Origin of the sequence: Luteolibacter sp. Y139 (assembly GCF_038066715.1) — a bacterium.
Lineage (GTDB): Bacteria > Verrucomicrobiota > Verrucomicrobiia > Verrucomicrobiales > Akkermansiaceae > Haloferula > Haloferula soli.
Map to the genome: position 1 here is coordinate 509,030 of NZ_JBBUKT010000004.1, position 15,615 is coordinate 524,644.

The following is a 15,615-nucleotide window of genomic DNA, read 5'->3' on the forward strand; positions in this document are numbered from 1 at the left end:
CCATTCGGCCGGTGTGGAGACCGACGGTCCCGGGGGAGGGCGATGCGGGCGTGAAGGGGGAGAGCGGAGTGCTCAGGTGCTTCGGTTGCCGCACACGGAGTGTGCGGACCACCTTGCTGGCGCATGGAGGCCGGCGTGGGGGGCATTCGGGCGGGATGAATCCCGCGCTCCCAGTGGGAGGGTGCGGACTTGCGTCCGCGCCGTGTCGACAGAATGTCGACACTCCTTATGGTCACTCCGTGGTGGGGAGGCGGAGGAAGTACATGGTGCTCTTGCCTTCGTAGATAACGCCGAGGTGGGAGTCATCGATGGGGGCGAGGCAGGAGTAGCCGAAGCCATTGCGGGAGTCGTAGAGGCGGGCGTCCTTTTCGGGCCAGGTGAGGCCTTGGTCGGTGGAGCGCTTGAGGGTCATGGCGCGTCGGGTGTCGGTGGCGTCCGGGTTTGAGAACCACAATGCGTCCTTCCACTCTAACAGGCTGGCCATGCAGACGGGTTCGCGGAGGGCTTGGCGGTCGGTGGGGTGAGGGGTCCAGGTTTTACCGAGGTCGCGAGTGGTGGCGATGGTGCGGGAGCCGCCGCGGTTGTCGCGGCAGTTGATCATGATGGAGCCGTCGGCGAGCTGGGCGAGTTGGGACTCGGTGGTGTCGCTTTTCACGCCGGTGCCGGCTTGCCAGGTTTCGCCGTGGTCCTTTGAGGAGATCATGGTGGACCATGGCTTGCCATCAGCGGCGCGGTATTGGGCGGCGAAGGCGAGGGTGCCGTCTTTCAGGGCGATGCCTGCGCCGGGGCCATTGAAGAAGAGGCGCAGGGTGGGGTCTTTTACCTGGGTGGTGATGTTTGTTGGCTTCGACCAGGTCTTGCCGTCGTCGTCGCTGTGGACGAGGACGAGTTGGCCGGTTTCGTCCGGCGTCATGCCGGGGCCGGAGCCGCCCCATGCGCGATTGCCGTGGCTCCAGAGGGCGGCGATCCAGAGGCGGTTGTTAGAAGGGTCGAAGAGGATGGCGGGGTCGCCGACGCCGTCGTGGCCGTGCTTCGGGTCGTCGCCCATGTCGATGGCGACGCGCATGGGTTCCCACGTCTGGCCGCGATCGATGCTGCGGGAGACGCCGACGTCGATGTTTGCGGGGAGGTCGCCGGAGCTGTCGTAGCGGATGTCGTAGACGGCGACGAGGGTGCCGGATTTGGTGCGGACGAGGCCGGGGATGCGGTAGGACTTCGAGTGATCGTCGCCGGGGAGGCGGACGGCGTAGCCGATACGCTGGGTGCCATCGGGGGAGGGTTGTGCGGGTTCCAGCACCTTGCCGCCGGCTTTGATGCGGAAGAGGGAGGCATCGATGCGATGGTCGAGGGAGGCGGTTTCTTTAAGAGTCGGTGAGATCCAGAACCAGTGTTCGCCGGAGGCGAGCTCGTGCTTGGTTGTTAGAGAGAGTTTCCCTTCGGCCTTTTTGCCCTCGGCGATGGTGGTGCCGGGATCGGCGGATGGGTCGGCGGTGCCGGTGACGATGCGAAACGAGGTGATGTCTGTTAGATCGGTGGTGCCGGTGAAGCCAAGTTCGAGGCCTTCGAGTTTCACGGTGCCTTCGCTGCCTTCGACGACGATGCGGAAGCCGAGGACGGGATTGTAGTCCTCGCGGATGAAGGCGGGGCAGACGGGTTGGACGGTTTCCACCAGCACGGCGCGGGCGGGGCCGGGTTGATGGAGGGTGACGTCGTCGATCATCACTCCAGTGTCGGCTGTGACGCGGAAGCGGAGTTCGCTGGTGCCGGTGGGAAGGTCGAGGCGGACTTCGGTCTTGAAGGCGCCGGTGAGGGTGTCGTCGGCGTTTTTGATCTCTTTCCAGCTGTCGCGTTCCTTCGCGTCGATGCGGAAGCGGAAGGGGTCGCGTTTGGTCCAGCGTTCGGCGTGGAAGGTGAGGGCGGTGCCTTTGGCGGCGGGCTCTGTTAGGGTAAGGGTGGCGGTGCGTTCGCCTTCGCCGGCGAGGCGGAGGCATTGCTGGCCGGTCTTGGCGTGGCCTGGTTGGATTTGGGCGTTGCCGGTATCGGCAGACCAGGTGCCGATGGAAGTGCGTGCTTCCTTCAACGGGCCGGCGGGGAGAGACTCGAAGGATTCGGCGGAGGAGAGGGCGAGGACGGTGTACGTAATCGTTCCGCTACGAAGAAGGAGATGAAGGGCTTTGGTCATTCGGGTCACAGAAAGCATGCTGGAAGAGGTTACGTCCGGGGCATGGGGTCGCTTGCTGGTTGGTTGGGGGGACCGGTTGCCGAGGTTATTTCGGTGGGATTGCTTCGGCGAGGCGCTTGGCGACGGGGAGCTTGTCCGGCGGGTGGACGTCGGAGCTGTCCCAGCCGAGGTCCTGGGTTACGATGAGGTGGACGGCGGGGAGCTTGCGGGCGACATCGGCCTGGATCTGTCGATACTCGGGCCAGTATTGGCGGATGGGTTCGTGGCCGCCGATGCGGGGCAGCTGGATGAGGTAGAAGGGGAGCTTGGCTTCGCCGAGTTCCTTTCGCCAACCGGTGATGAGGTCGGTGATGAGTTTTTCATTCCAAGCATTGTCGGCGATCTCGGCATTGGTTTCGCCTTGATACCAGAGGACGCTATCGAAGGGGAAGCCGCACCAGGGGCGGATGCCGGACTCGAAGAGGAAGCCGGGCTTGAAGGGGTGGTTGGCTTCGGGGTGTTTGCCGAGGTTTTGTTTGGCGCGGGCGCGGGCCCATGGGCTGATCCGCGGGGAGGACAGCCAGCCTTTGTCTAACAGTTCCGCGTAGGCTCGTTGCGCGGAGAGGAGATTGCGGGGGAGCCAGGCTTCAGTGCCGGAGCCGCCGATGGCGTTTTCGACGAGGCCGATGGGGATGCCGTCGCGTGCGTGGATCATCTTGCCGGTCCACCAGGCGATGGCGGAGAACGAAGAGGCGGATGTTTCGGTGGCTCGCTCCCAGGTGCCGGTGAAGTGGTCACGGTTGTTGAGGCGGGCGAGGGTGGTGACGTCGTAGGTGCGGGAGTCGGTGGGAGCGCCGGTGAGATTGCAGAGGCGGATGGAGGAATACTTGCCGGCTTGTTTGGCTTCTTCCGGGCCGCCGATGGCGCGGCTGAGTTGGAAGTCCATGTTCGATTGGCCGGAGCAGAGGAAGACGCGGCCGATGAGGAGGTCATCGAGCTTAAGTTGCTGGCCGTCGCTCCGGATGGTTATCGTCGCGGGTTTCGCGGAGGGCTTCAGCGGGGGCAGGGTGATGCGCCATGAGCCGGATTTGGTGGCAGTCGTTTGAAAGGAGTTGCCATTGAAGGAGAGTTCGACGGCGGTGCCGGGTGATGAGGTTCCCCATACGGGGACCTCGCTATTCATCGGCAGCACCATATGGGAAGCGAAGGGGCGTCCGAGATCCAATGCTCCCGCGATGGGCCATCCGGTGAGGATGGTAATGAGGGCGAGGCGGATGCATTTCATCGTGGTGGAATCCAAGACGTTTTCGGCAGGGGCGGCCATCCTGATCCTGCGGCCGGGTTTCCCGACCGGCGGGGCGGGTTCTGAAACTGGTTGGTCGGTCAGACCGCGGGAGCAAGTTGGTGCTGCACGGGGGCGAGCGGCTACTGGTCGCGACGGAACATCCCGAATCTCTCCCTCTATGATGCAGCTCCGACTCTCCACCCTGGCCTTGATCGCGCTCGGCACCGCGGCGACATCCGCGAATGCGGCCGTTATTTTCTCCGAGAACTTCGGCAGCACCACGGTGAATCCCACCGCGGCGAGCTTCACGGTGCAGAATACCTGGAGCTATTCGGACTCGGCGGGCACCACGGTGAACACGAACGAGTCGCGCCTTTTCAATCCGGGTGGCGCCGGGTCGGGTGAGACGACGCATGGATGGATCAGTGCTCTGACCACTGGCAATACCTATCAACAGATCGCGACGACGGGGAGCTTCTCGGGTGTGGCGGCTCTGGGTGAAGGGGAGAGCTATGTGTTCACGCTGACGTTCTTCGCGTCGTCGCAGACGAGCACGGCGGCGAATGACGTGAATGCTTATGTGGAATTCGTGTCGGCGGGGAAGGTGTTCAATTTCACGACCGGGTCGAATGGAGCGATCACGGCGCCGGCGACTTTTTCGGCGCAGATCCTGAGCGATAGCAATGCCGCGGACGATACCTTGCGGCTTGGCTTCGTGGCGCAGGGTGGGGCTGGTGGCTATAATAGCGACCGGACTTATACGGCGAGCTGGACGAGCACTTCGCTGCTTGGGACGGATAGCTTCATGCTGGCGTTGGGGCGGACGACGAATGTGGCGGGGACGCCGTTTGCGCTGTTTGACAATGTGGCGCTGGATGTGGCGATCGTGCCGGAGCCGGGTTGTGCGGTGCTGGGGGCGTTCGGAGTGCTGGTGTTGTTGCGGCGCCGGCGGGGGTGAGATCTTTCTTTTCGTGGGTAGTTTATTGGGTCGCACGGGTGGGGTCGCCCGTGCGGCTTGATTGTTTCCTGGAGCTGACTGGTTGGTTCACCGAACCAGTGAAGGGGGGCTGAAATCGCGGGTGCGGGGAGTGACGGTGGGGAATGTTGTTTCTCCGCTTCCTGCTGCTGGCTTGTCTGCTGACCCTCGCGAACGCCGAGGTGGTGCCGGAGGATGAGACGCTGAAGATCTTCGTGCTGACGGGGCAGTCGAATTCGCTGGGGACGCTTGGGACGACTGACTTGAGCATGCGCTTCGGGGCGGTGGGGACGCATCCGGCGGAGCAGGCGGGTGGCGTGCCTTTCTACTGGGACAATCGTAGTGACGGCACGGCTGCGGGGGATGCGGCGCTGGGCAAATCGGATGGGTGGACGGTGGTGGGCGCGCAGACGGGCGGGGTGTATGCGGGCAATGACGATCACTGGGGACCGGAGGTGGGATTTGCGCGGATGCTGTGGAATGCGGGCTACCGGCACTTTGCGATCGTGAAGGCGGCGCGGGGTGGTGGTGGGAATAGCTTTTGGCAGAAGAGCGCGGCGGATCATCACATGTATGACCATGTGGTCGCGACGGTGAGTGCGGCGGTGGCGAGTTTGCCGAGCGGGTATCATGCGCACCGGATTGCGGGGTTGCTGTATGTGCAGGGGGAGAGCAACAGCACGACGGAGGCGAGCGAGGCGGGGACGCGGTTCAGTGAGCTGCTAGTGAATTTGAAGGCGGACTTGGCAGGGGCGGCGTCGCTGACGGGTGTGTTTGGTGAGATCGGTGGGGCGGGGACGAGCCGTGATACGACGAGGAGCGCGCAGCTGGCGCTGGCGAACAGCCGGGCGGACATCGGGTATGCGGAATCGACGGGGCTCACGCTGCAGAATCAGGATGGGCAGAGTGTGCACTATGATGCGGAGAGCCAGATTCTGTTAGGTGAGCGGATGGCGGCGGAGGTGATCGGGATGGATGCCCTGCCGACGAAGCCGCTGCCGGCGTGGGCGAACGTTCATGCGTGGTTTGTGGCGGACAATGGGATGGCTTTCGACAGTGCGGATGCGGTGAATCGCTGGGCGGACATTCACAATGGCGGTGCGGTGCGGGACCTGACGCGGCGGGTGGCGGGGCAGACATTTCGCCGCGCGGTGACGGCGGGCAACGGGCAGGCGCGGCAGGTGATGCGCTTCGATGGGACGAATGACCTGTGGGCGAATGCGACGACGGAATTCGGTGCGCTGACCGGGGCGCGGAGCGTGGCGGCGCTGTGCCGGGTGACGGATGCGGCGGACGGATTTCTCTTCGACGGGACGACGGGCACTGGAAGGACGCGTGCGGAGGTGCGGTCCGGGCAGTGGCAGGCGGGGGTGACGACTTCCACGGGATCGTGGAATGGAACGGAGACGAACACGACAGCGCGGCAAACGGGGGTGTGGCAGCAGCATGTGTTCACCTTCATGCCGAACGGGAGCGGCGGGACGACGGTGGGTCACTGGGTCAACGGTGCTCTAACAGCGACGGTGACGGATAGCCAGGTGACGAATCTGGGCGGGCTGATCCTGGGGGCGAATGGTGGTTCGCCCTTCATGAGATTGAAGGCAGATATTGCGGAGGTGGCGGTGTTTTCGAGTGTGCTGGGCGCGGGCGAGGTGGCGGAGCTCAAGGCGGACTGGGATGCGCGCTGGGGCACGCTGACGGGGCCGCCGCTTTCGATTTCGGTGAGCCAGACGCCGCGGGAGATTCCGCGTTTTGGGAGGAACGAGTTGCTGGGGATGGAGATCAACACGCCTGCGGTGACGACGCTGCAAGAGGTGCGAGTGCAGCTGGCGGCGGGGACGCGGGAGAAGGTGTCATCGGTGGCGATTGTGAATGCGACTACGGGTGTCGTACTTGGGAGCGTGGATGCGCCGGGGAGTGATGCGCTGGTGTTTCCGGTGTCGGCGAGTTTGGCGGAGGGGAGCCATCGTTTTCAGGTGGCTATCATTCCGCAGCGGTATGTGCCTTTGGGCAGTTCGCTGGATGCCTCGGTGACGAGTGTGACGGTGGCGGGCCAAGGGAGCACTGTTCCGGTGAATGCGGATCCTGTGGGAGTGGTGACGCTGGGGCTGGTGCCGCAGTTCACGGATGTGGTGAAGAGCGGGGATTTGGGGATCAACACGTTCCGGATTCCGGGGATCGTGTGTGACGGGCATGGGGTGATGCATGCGGTGTATGATCATCGATATGACAGCTCGGCGGACCTGCCGGCGAATGTGGATGTGGGCTACAGCCGGAGCACGGATGGGGGCGCGACGTGGACGACCTCGCGGGTGATCATGGACTTCGATGCCGCGGTGTCGGGTTCATCGGGGAACGGGGTGGGTGATCCGTGCATCCTTCATGATCCGGTGACGGATACCTTATGGGTGGCGGCGCTGTGGTCCTTCGGGAATCATGCTTACAATGGCTCGGGTGCGGGGACGCTGCCCACGGAGAGCGGTCAGTATGTGCTGGTGAAGAGCGAAGATGGCGGGGTGACTTGGTCGGCGCCGATCAATGTGACGGCGGCGGTGAAGGACAATGTGAACTGGCATCTGATCTTCCAAGGGCCGGGACATGGACTGGCGATGCGCGACGGGACGCTGGTGTTTCCCTCGCAGTATCGGGATGAGAGCGGGACTGTGAGGGTTTGCTCGGTCTTTAGCTCAGATCATGGGGCGACGTGGGACTTCGGATCGGGAGTGCCGACTTCGTCGCCGCAGACGAATGAGAATACGGTGTGCGAGCTGGATGACGGGCAGTTGCTGTTTTCGATGCGGACGCCGAGCGGCTCGAATGGGCAGCGGGCGTGGATTCGCTACACGCCGGGTGGAGCGGTGCCGATGCGTGATGGGAGCTGGGGTTCGCTCTTCCGCCTGGCGGCGGTGCCGGATCCCGTTTGCCAAGGGAGTGTGATCCAGTGGACGAGCGTGCATCGCGGGGATCCGCGGGAGCTGGTGTTGTTCGGAAATCCGGCGAGTTCTTCGGCGCGGAGTAACTTCACGCTAAGGGTTTCGCCGGATGGCGGGGCTTCGTGGCCGGTGTCGCGGCAGCTTTATGCGGGGGCGGCGGCTTATTCCTCGATCTGCATCTTGCCGGATCATTCGGTGGGGGTTTTGTTTGAGAAGGATGACTACACGCGGATCACGTTTGCGCGGGTGGAGGCGGAGTGGCTGATGAATCCGGCGGTGGATGGCGATGGGGACGGGATGCCGGATGCGTGGGAGCTGCTGTATGGCTTGAATGCTTCGGTGAACGATGCAGGGCTGGATTTCGACCGGGATGGGTTTTCTAACAAGGATGAGTATGAGGCGGGGACTGGTCCGGCGAATGCGGGGTCGGTGCTGGGGGTGACGGGGTTTGAGGCGGGTGGGGAATTGAGGTGGAAGAGTGTGCCGGGGCGGAGCTATGCGGTGGAGAGGAGTGTGGATCTTTTTTCTTGGGACGTGGTGTCGGGGTTGGGTGAGGTGTTGGCGACGGGTGGGGAGATGGGGGTGGAGTTGCCGAGTGGTGAGGAGGATGCGGAGTTTTATCGGGTGAGGGTGGTGAGGTGAAAGGGGAGCGAACCATCAATCATCAATCCTCCAATCACCAATCGGAGTGCGTGAAGAGGCGTGACTGCTGACGCCTGACACTGAGTTGACAGGTTCGGCGGAGGGGAATGAGATGCGGAGGTGTCAGGTGCTTCTGCGGGCCAGAGGCTCCGCGCTCCCAGTGAGCTTCGCGCTTCGTCATGGTCTTCATCAATCGCATGCATCCTGATCACCTCGCTGCAGCCTTGGTTCTTTGGAACTATCATCGGTTGAATCATGAACTCTTGCCGACTGATGGGATTCTAGTTTTTGGGAGCAATGACCTGCGGGTGGCGGAGCATGCGGCGGGGTTGTTTCATCGTGGCCTCGCGCCGTGGATTTTGTTTTCGGGTGCGCGGGGGCGGATGACTCAGGATTGGAAAGAGACGGAGGCGGAGGCGATGGCTGGTGTGGCGCGGGAGTGTGGGGTGCCGGAGGAGGTGATCCTTGTCGAAAACAGGGCGACGAATACGGGGGAGAATATTTGCTTTAGCCGGGAGTTGTTGGAGGCGAGGGGCATCGTGCTGTCCGATGCGATCGTGGTGCAGAAGCCGTATATGGAGCGGCGGACGATTGCGGCGCTGGATGTGCAGTGGCCGGGGGTGAGCTTTCGGGCGAGTTCGCCGGGATTGGGTTTTGAGGAGTATTGTGTGGGGACGCTTACGACTGAGCTGGTGACTTCGGCGATGGCGGGGGACTTCCAGCGGATCCTGGATTATCCGGCGCTTGGATTTGCCTCGGTTCAGGAAGTGCCGGAGGAGGTGATGGATGCTTTCCGGGTGTTGGTTGATGCGGGATTCACGGGGCAATTGCGTTGAGGTGGGCGGGGTGAACTGGTTGGTGATACCGACCACTTGAGGGGCGTTGTTGTGAGGCTCGTGCGGGATGAGCGTGGCCGCGTCGAACCTAGTAAAGCCCCATGGACAGAACATCGTATGCCCTTCTTTTCGCCGCGGTCGCCACAGGTGCCAGTCATGGCCAGGACCTTCGCAGTGCCACCACCGATAACCTGAACGTCGCGGGTGCCTGGGTGGATGGCACGCCGGCAGTAGCCGCGGACACGGCGACGTGGAATGCCGCGAGCACGCTGACCAACACGCTCGGCGCGAACCTGACCTGGGGCGGACTGAATGTCAGCGCGGCCTCCGGTGCGGTGAGCATCAGCGGCGCGAACACGCTGGCGGCGGGTGCGATGAATCTGGGTGCGAACGGTCTGTCGCTCACCACGAGTGCGGCGAACAACAGCCTGAACTTCACGTCACTGACCGGCAGCGGAAACCTGACGATCAACAACGGCACGGCGAACCTGGGGATGACCACGTTCAACACGGCGAACGCGCTCAATTTCACCGGCACGCTAACGCTGCGCGGTGGCAATGCGGCGACGACTCCGGCCGCAGTGGGTGGCAGCTTCATGTATCTGGGCCGGGCGGGGATCACGCAGGCTGCGGGGACGGCCTTCGCGCTCGATACCGGTGCTTCGGCGACCAGTGCAAAAGATGTGATTCTCGACAGCGGCGTGTGGGGCGGGCAGACGATTCATCTCACGTCGCTGACCGGCTATGGCTCGCTGCGACGCGACTCGGGTGCGGGTGGATCGGTGCTGGCGACGGTGGAAGTGAATCAGGCGACGGACACGGTCTTCAATGGCATGGTGCTATCGCACACAGCGGGCAACAACACGGACATCCGGCGGCTTGCCCTGACCAAGAGCGGTGCGGGTTCGCTGACGCTGGCCGGTGTGGTGGGCAAGCAGACGGCTTCCGCAGGTGCCAATGCGGCGGACGTTGATCTAACAGTCTCGGGTGGCACGCTGGTATTGGCCGCGGCGAATACACGCACGGGGGCGACGACCATCAATACAGGTGCGATCTTGCAAGCCGGCAACGGCGGCGCGACCGGCCTGATCGGCGGCAGCGGCGTGACCAACAATGGCTCGCTTGTTTTCAACTATGGCAGCGGAGCGGTGATTACGGCGGCGAATGCGATCTCCGGCGGTGGCACGATTTCGAAGAAGGGTGCGGGGACGCTGGTGCTGAGTGGTGCCTCGACGCTGACGGGTGCGACGATCGTGGAGGCTGGGACGCTGCGGATCGCCGGTGACCTGGGCACCAGCCCGGTGGTGGTGCAGAGCGGCGCGACGGTGGCGGCAGGTGTGGTGGCGACACCGGGCACGGGCTATGTGAAGTCGCTGACGCTGGGTGGGGGCTCGACCTCGACCTTCCGGGTGGGTTCGGCTTCCGACCTGATCGTGCTGAATGATGCTAATGCGCTTACGGTGTCGGGTCCGCATGTGATCACTGCGATTCCGGGATCGGGGCTGAATCCGGGGGACAAGATTCCGATCATCGACTACCTGGGCACGTTCACTGGCTTCGCGAATCTTTCTTTGGCACCGGGAACGCGGTTCACGCTGGTGAACAATGTCGCGGATACGAACATCGAGCTACAATACACGGGCGGCACGCTGACGTGGAAGGGTGGCAATGGGGTGTGGGACGTGAATGCCACGGCGAATTGGGATCTGGGTGGCAGTGCTTCGACTTTCCTGGCGGGTGATGCGGTGCTCTTTGACGACACGGCTACGACCGGGGCGGTGACCTTGACCGGCACGCTGAGTCCGAATGGTGTGACGATCGTGAATGACACGAAGGCCTACACGCTGGGCGGGACGGGTACGCTGGCGGGCAGTGGGACCTTCACAAAGCAGGGTCCGGGCAGTGCGACAGTGACGGCGGCGACGAGCTACACGGGCACGACGTATCTGGATGAGGGCATGCTGACCTTCGGCGATGGTGCGACGAGCGGTGAGATCGGCAGCGGGGCGGTGAGTGTCTTCTCGGGTTCGACGCTGCGGATCAACCGGAGCGATCTGCTGGACTACAAGACGAATGCGCGGCTCCGCACGGTGGGTGGCGATGGTAACATCGTGATCGATGGCGGGGGGACGGTTTTCAATTACACGGGCAGCGGGACGGGCTTCGCGGAGGGGAATTCGTGGGCGGGCTTTTCCGGAACGCTGACGGTGAAGGGCGGGTCGGAATTCCGGACGATCCGGAATGGTGCGACGGCGATGGGTACGGGGAGCGTCGTACTTGGCGATGCGACCACGAGCGGGAAGCTGGCGCAGATCGAGGGCAATTGGAGCTTTACCAACAACATCACGCTTGCGGGCCCGGATAACCGGATCATCAACCGGTCCATCAGCACGCCGCCGCGGAGCATGAAGCTGCAGGGTGTGATCTCAGGCGGTGGCGGCCTGACCTTTGAGGATGTAGCGGGGACGATGACGAACAGCCAGACGGGCTTCATCCTCACGGGTGAGAACACGCTCACGGGCACGATCACGATTCCGACGGGAGTGCCGGTGCGGGTTGGCGGCGTGCCGGGGAATACGGATGTCAGCCAGGGTGGTGCGGGCGCGGCGGGTACGCTGGGGAATGCGACCGTGGCCAATGAGGGCACGCTGACTTTCTCCCGCACCGACGCGCTGGCGGTGGGGAACACGATCAGTGGGGCAGGGCAAGTATTCGTGGGGCTGACGACCGGCACCGCGGGTGAGGTCGTGACCTACACGGGAACGAAGTCCTATAGCGGTGGTACTACGGTGCGGAGTGGCAAGCTGGTGGTGAACACGGCTTTGCCCGCCTCGCCGGTGATGGTGGAGGCTGCCGGCACGCTGGGTGGCACGGGCACACTGGGTGCGGCGGCGACGGTGGCGGGGACGATTGCTCCTGGTGCTTCCGTGGGCATGCTCAGCTCGACGGCGGGGATCTCGCTGGAGAATGGCTCGCACATCGCGTGGGAGATCTCGAACTGGAATGGCGGCGCGGGAAGTGGCTACGACACGATCAACGCGGGCTCGATCACGGTGAATGCGGTGGGGGCTACTCCTGCGGTGGTGGTAATCACGCCCTCGTCGCTGGTGAACTTCACGGAGGAGGCGAAGACCTTCACGCTGGCCACGACGACGGGTGGGATCAGCGGGCTGGATGCCGGTGATATCACGGTGGATGCCACGGCTTTCCCGGGCACGGGCACTTGGGCGGTGACGACGAGCGGGAATCTACTGCGACTGTCGTACACGCCGGGCGGTGCTGGTGGGTATGGTGCTTGGGAGACGGCGAATGGGATTGCGGGGGCGGGTGCGAATGTTGATTCGGACAAGGATGGAATTCCGAACGGGATTGAGTTCGTGATCGGTGGTGATCCATCGAACTCGCCTTCCACTGCGCTGCTGCCGACGGTGAGCGCGGATGCGACGAAGCTGGTCTTTGTCTTCCGTCGCACGGATGATTCGGCGAGCTACAATCCTTTCGCCGAGTATGGTTCGACTCTCAGTGGTTGGACGACGGCACAGGCCGGCGTCAATGGGGTGGTGATCACTGAGGACAACAACTTCTATGGTGCCAATACGGACCGGGTGACGGTGAGCATTCCGCGGTCGCTCGCTGTTGGTGGGAAACTCTTTGCCCGCTTGCGGATCGAGGTCCCGTGAGCGGACAAGCGGCAGGCGTGAGGGGTTCGAGGTCTAACAACTCTTTCATCGCAGCCGAATCCAAAGACGCGCATCCCGGAGACGGGGTGCGCGTTTTTGCGCATGGAGGTGGCGTTACCGGTCCACGCGGGGTGAGGTGGATTGGTGAATCGGTTGCGGCTTGGTGGGGTTCCGGTGTCGCTACGCGACACCATGGTGGCGGCGTTTGAACCACGGCTGAAGCCCGTGGCTACCGTCCTTGACCGCTACGCGGTCGTAAAGGAGTGGCTATACTTTTCCCACTGAGGCGCCTTTGACTGTCTCCGGGGTAATCCAGGCATTGCCGCCGGGATTGGGGTCGCCGGTGGCGATGCGTTCGAGGCGGCGGACGACGAGCTTGGCGACGGCTTCGGGATCGATGCGGTAGCCGGTGATTTCCGGGACGAGGTGATCGAGGAAGGGTTCCCAGCCGAGGGAGATGAGGCTGAGGTGGCGTGGGACTTGGAGGCCCTGGCTGGCGAGCCAGGTGAGAGCGGTGGCAGCCTGGCGCGGGCGGGTGGCGATGATGGCGGTGGGCGGGCTCTTGAAATTTAGCGCGCGGGCGAGAACGCGGCCGACGCCGCCGGAAGTGCCGTTTTCGACGAGCGCCGTGGCTTCGAAGCCGGGTTCGCCGAGCTCGACGACGCCGCGGACGGCGGCCTCGACGCCCATGAGCGTCTCGGCGGGTGAGAGCACGACGACGCGGCGGTGGCCCATGCGCCACAGTTGGCCCGCGGCATGGTGGGCGGTGGCCTGCCAATCGATATCGAGGTGGGGCAACGTGATGCCAGGATGCGGATAGCCGCGGATGAGGACCGGGATGCGGGCCTTCATGAACCAGCCTTGCACGGCGGCGCTGGAGCGGAGGAGCATCCATGCGGTGCAGGGGTGCTCGCCGATGAAGTCTTCGAGTCGCTTGGCGGGATTCTTCTGCTCATACCAAGCGGGTGCGAAGACCTCGAGGGAGGCGCCCTTGCTGGAGAGAGCCTCGCGCACCTGATCGATCTCTAACAGCATGGGCTGTGGGAGTAGCTCAAGACGGCGGTGGGCGAGCACGCCGATCTTCAGGGTGAGGTTTTTTTCGCGCACCGCTTCACCGCCGGAATGGATGACGCGGCGGCGGGCACCGGCATCGGCGGGGGCTAGGACGCCATCGCGCTCAAGCTGCTGGAGGGCGAGGCGGATGGTATCGCGGCCGACTTGGAGGGTTTCGGCGAGGCGGCGTTCACCGGGGAGGAGGCGGGGCCATTCGCCGGCGGAGATGCGGAGGTGCATGACGCGCACGCATTCGGCGACGAGATTGCCGCGGGATGGCATCGGGGCGCTGGTCATGGGGGGAGTGTTTCCTGATTGGGGGAGAGGGCAAGTTTGGACTGGTGGGTGGGGGCGACCACTTGGCGCGGCTTCGGGCGGGATGAATCCCGCGCTCCCAGTTTCTATGGCGAGACGGCCTTTAGCACGAAGTCGACGATGGGCTTGGGGTCGGGGAGGCTGTGGGGGTGGTGTTTGCCGCCGGGCTTGCGGATGACTTCGATGTGGCCGCCGAGGTCTTGGTAGCGCTTTTCGACGAGGTCGATGTTCTCGCTGATGGGCACGGCTTCGTCGGCGTCGCCGATGACGGCGAGGATGGGAATGCGGGCCTTGGCGATGGGGGCGAGGTTGTCGACGGGATTGCCTTTCCAGGCGAGGGCGGCGGCTTCGTCGGGGAAGTTGTAGACCTTGATGAGGCGCTGCCAGTCTTCGGGAGAGCCGGGAGCGAGGCCTTTGCCGCCGGGCCAGCTCTTGAAGTCGCAGACGGGGGCATCGACGTAGAGCGCGGCGGTCTGGTCGGGATGGAGTGCGGCCCAATTGAAGGCGAAGAGGCCGCCGCGGCTGAAGCCTTCGAGGGTGGTCTTTTTTGAGAGGGAATAATACTTGGTCAGGAAGGCGTGGAGGTGGTCCATGGCTTCCAAGGCGACGGGGGCACCGTAGAGATTCTGCACGTCAATGTAAGCGACGTGAAAGCCGTTCTCTAACAGGCCGACGTCTCCCTGTGGTTCATGGCCGAAGAACTCGGTGCGCCAGATCCAGGGGTTGCCGTGAGCCGGTGTCTTCGGGCGGACGAGGAGAGCGGGTCGGCCGGCGAGCTGGAAATCGAGGCGTTGATAGCCGTTCCAATCGGAGAGCTTTGTAGAGGAGAGGGCTTGATAATCTTTGAGCAGTGTTTCCGCGAGGGCATTGGCGGTCTGCAGGGGCTGGCCTTCGGGGATGCCGGGGCGTTCGTGTTTGGTGGCGCTGAGCCAAGCGTGCTTCAACAGGTCCTGTCGTTCTTTCAGGACACGGAAGGCATTGCCTTCGGCGAACTCCGGTTTGCCGGGAATTTTAAGGAGCGGCCAGAGGCTGGCGCAGGTGGCTTCGGCGATGAAATGGTGGCCTTGGTCGCCGGGATGGATGTCATCGGCGGCGTAGGTGAAGGCGGGATCTTTCTGCTTCGCGGCGGTGATGGAGGCACGCAGGGCGGGGCGGATGTCGATGGTTTCCCAGCCTTGTGATTTTTGCGAAGCGAGCCATCCGGCGAAGCGGCCCAGAGCGGCATCGTAGCGCGCCGGGTCTGATGAGGGCTTGTCCGCTTGATAGAGTGGCGGGGTGAGGAAGATCACGCGGGCGCCTGTCTTTGTGGCGTCGTCCTTCAGGCGAGCGATCCCTTTCTGGTAGGCAGCTTCGCGGGCGGGATCGGGTGGCAGGTAGATGCCGTCATTCATGCCGTAGCAGGCGATGACGAGCGTGGGCTTGAAGGCCGGGAGGATGCGGCCGAGTCGCTCGTGAAGGTCCGGGCGGGGGAACTTGCCGCCGGCGTGGCCTTCCTCGGAGAGGCCGGAGACGGTCTCGCTGGGGAGGCCCATATTGACGATGTCAGCGTTCTTGAACTCCTCCGTGGATCGCAGGGCGGACTCGACGAGTGTGGTCCAGCGGCCGTCGTAAGTGATGCTGTCGCCGAGGAAGAGGATCCGTGGCTCCGCGGCGCGGAGCAGGGCGGGAAGCAGGAGGAGGGCGGCGAGCAGGCGTTTCATCGGGACTGACGGGAACGTGGGCAGGGGGTGCTTT

The 15,615-nt window shown here is 63.9% G+C and carries 8 protein-coding genes; 4 read left to right on the top strand and 4 right to left on the bottom strand.

What is annotated here, in order from left to right:
* Positions 1 to 232: 232 nt before the first annotated feature.
* Complete coding sequence (locus tag WKV53_RS13105; protein ID WP_341405053.1) at positions 233 to 2,182, bottom strand: exo-alpha-sialidase; 1,950 nt, start codon at positions 2,180 to 2,182, stop codon at positions 233 to 235.
* A gap of 85 nt (positions 2,183 to 2,267) precedes the next feature.
* Positions 2,268 to 3,446, bottom strand: a complete 1,179-nt coding sequence (locus WKV53_RS13110; protein ID WP_341405054.1) for a sialate O-acetylesterase — start codon at positions 3,444 to 3,446, stop codon at positions 2,268 to 2,270.
* A gap of 178 nt (positions 3,447 to 3,624) precedes the next feature.
* Here WKV53_RS13110 and WKV53_RS13115 point away from each other — a divergent pair, with 178 nt between their 5' ends.
* The 4 genes from WKV53_RS13115 to WKV53_RS13130 all read left to right on the top strand — a co-directional run bounded on the left by WKV53_RS13115 (position 3,625) and on the right by WKV53_RS13130 (position 12,513).
* Positions 3,625 to 4,404 (top strand): hypothetical protein, encoded by a 780-nt coding sequence (locus WKV53_RS13115; protein ID WP_341405055.1) that lies wholly within the window; start codon positions 3,625 to 3,627, stop codon positions 4,402 to 4,404.
* Positions 4,405 to 4,547: 143 nt separating this feature from the next.
* Positions 4,548 to 7,997, top strand: a complete 3,450-nt coding sequence (locus tag WKV53_RS13120; RefSeq protein WP_341405056.1) for an exo-alpha-sialidase — start codon at positions 4,548 to 4,550, stop codon at positions 7,995 to 7,997.
* A gap of 197 nt (positions 7,998 to 8,194) precedes the next feature.
* On the top strand, positions 8,195 to 8,833 hold the full coding sequence (locus WKV53_RS13125) for a YdcF family protein (RefSeq protein ID WP_341405057.1): 639 nt from the start codon (positions 8,195 to 8,197) through the stop codon (positions 8,831 to 8,833).
* A 101-nt stretch (positions 8,834 to 8,934) separates the two neighbouring features.
* Positions 8,935 to 12,513 carry a beta strand repeat-containing protein gene (locus tag WKV53_RS13130; RefSeq protein WP_341405058.1) on the top strand — a complete coding sequence of 1,193 codons (3,579 nt, stop codon included), beginning with the start codon at positions 8,935 to 8,937 and terminating at the stop codon, positions 12,511 to 12,513.
* Positions 12,514 to 12,780: 267 nt separating this feature from the next.
* Here the strand turns inward: WKV53_RS13130 and WKV53_RS13135 are convergent, their stop codons facing one another.
* Positions 12,781 to 13,863, bottom strand: a complete 1,083-nt coding sequence (locus tag WKV53_RS13135) for a substrate-binding domain-containing protein (protein ID WP_341405059.1) — start codon at positions 13,861 to 13,863, stop codon at positions 12,781 to 12,783.
* Between the two features lie 104 nt (positions 13,864 to 13,967).
* Positions 13,968 to 15,581 (bottom strand): GDSL-type esterase/lipase family protein, encoded by a 1,614-nt coding sequence (locus WKV53_RS13140; protein WP_341405060.1) that lies wholly within the window; start codon positions 15,579 to 15,581, stop codon positions 13,968 to 13,970.
* Positions 15,582 to 15,615: the final 34 nt, after the last annotated feature.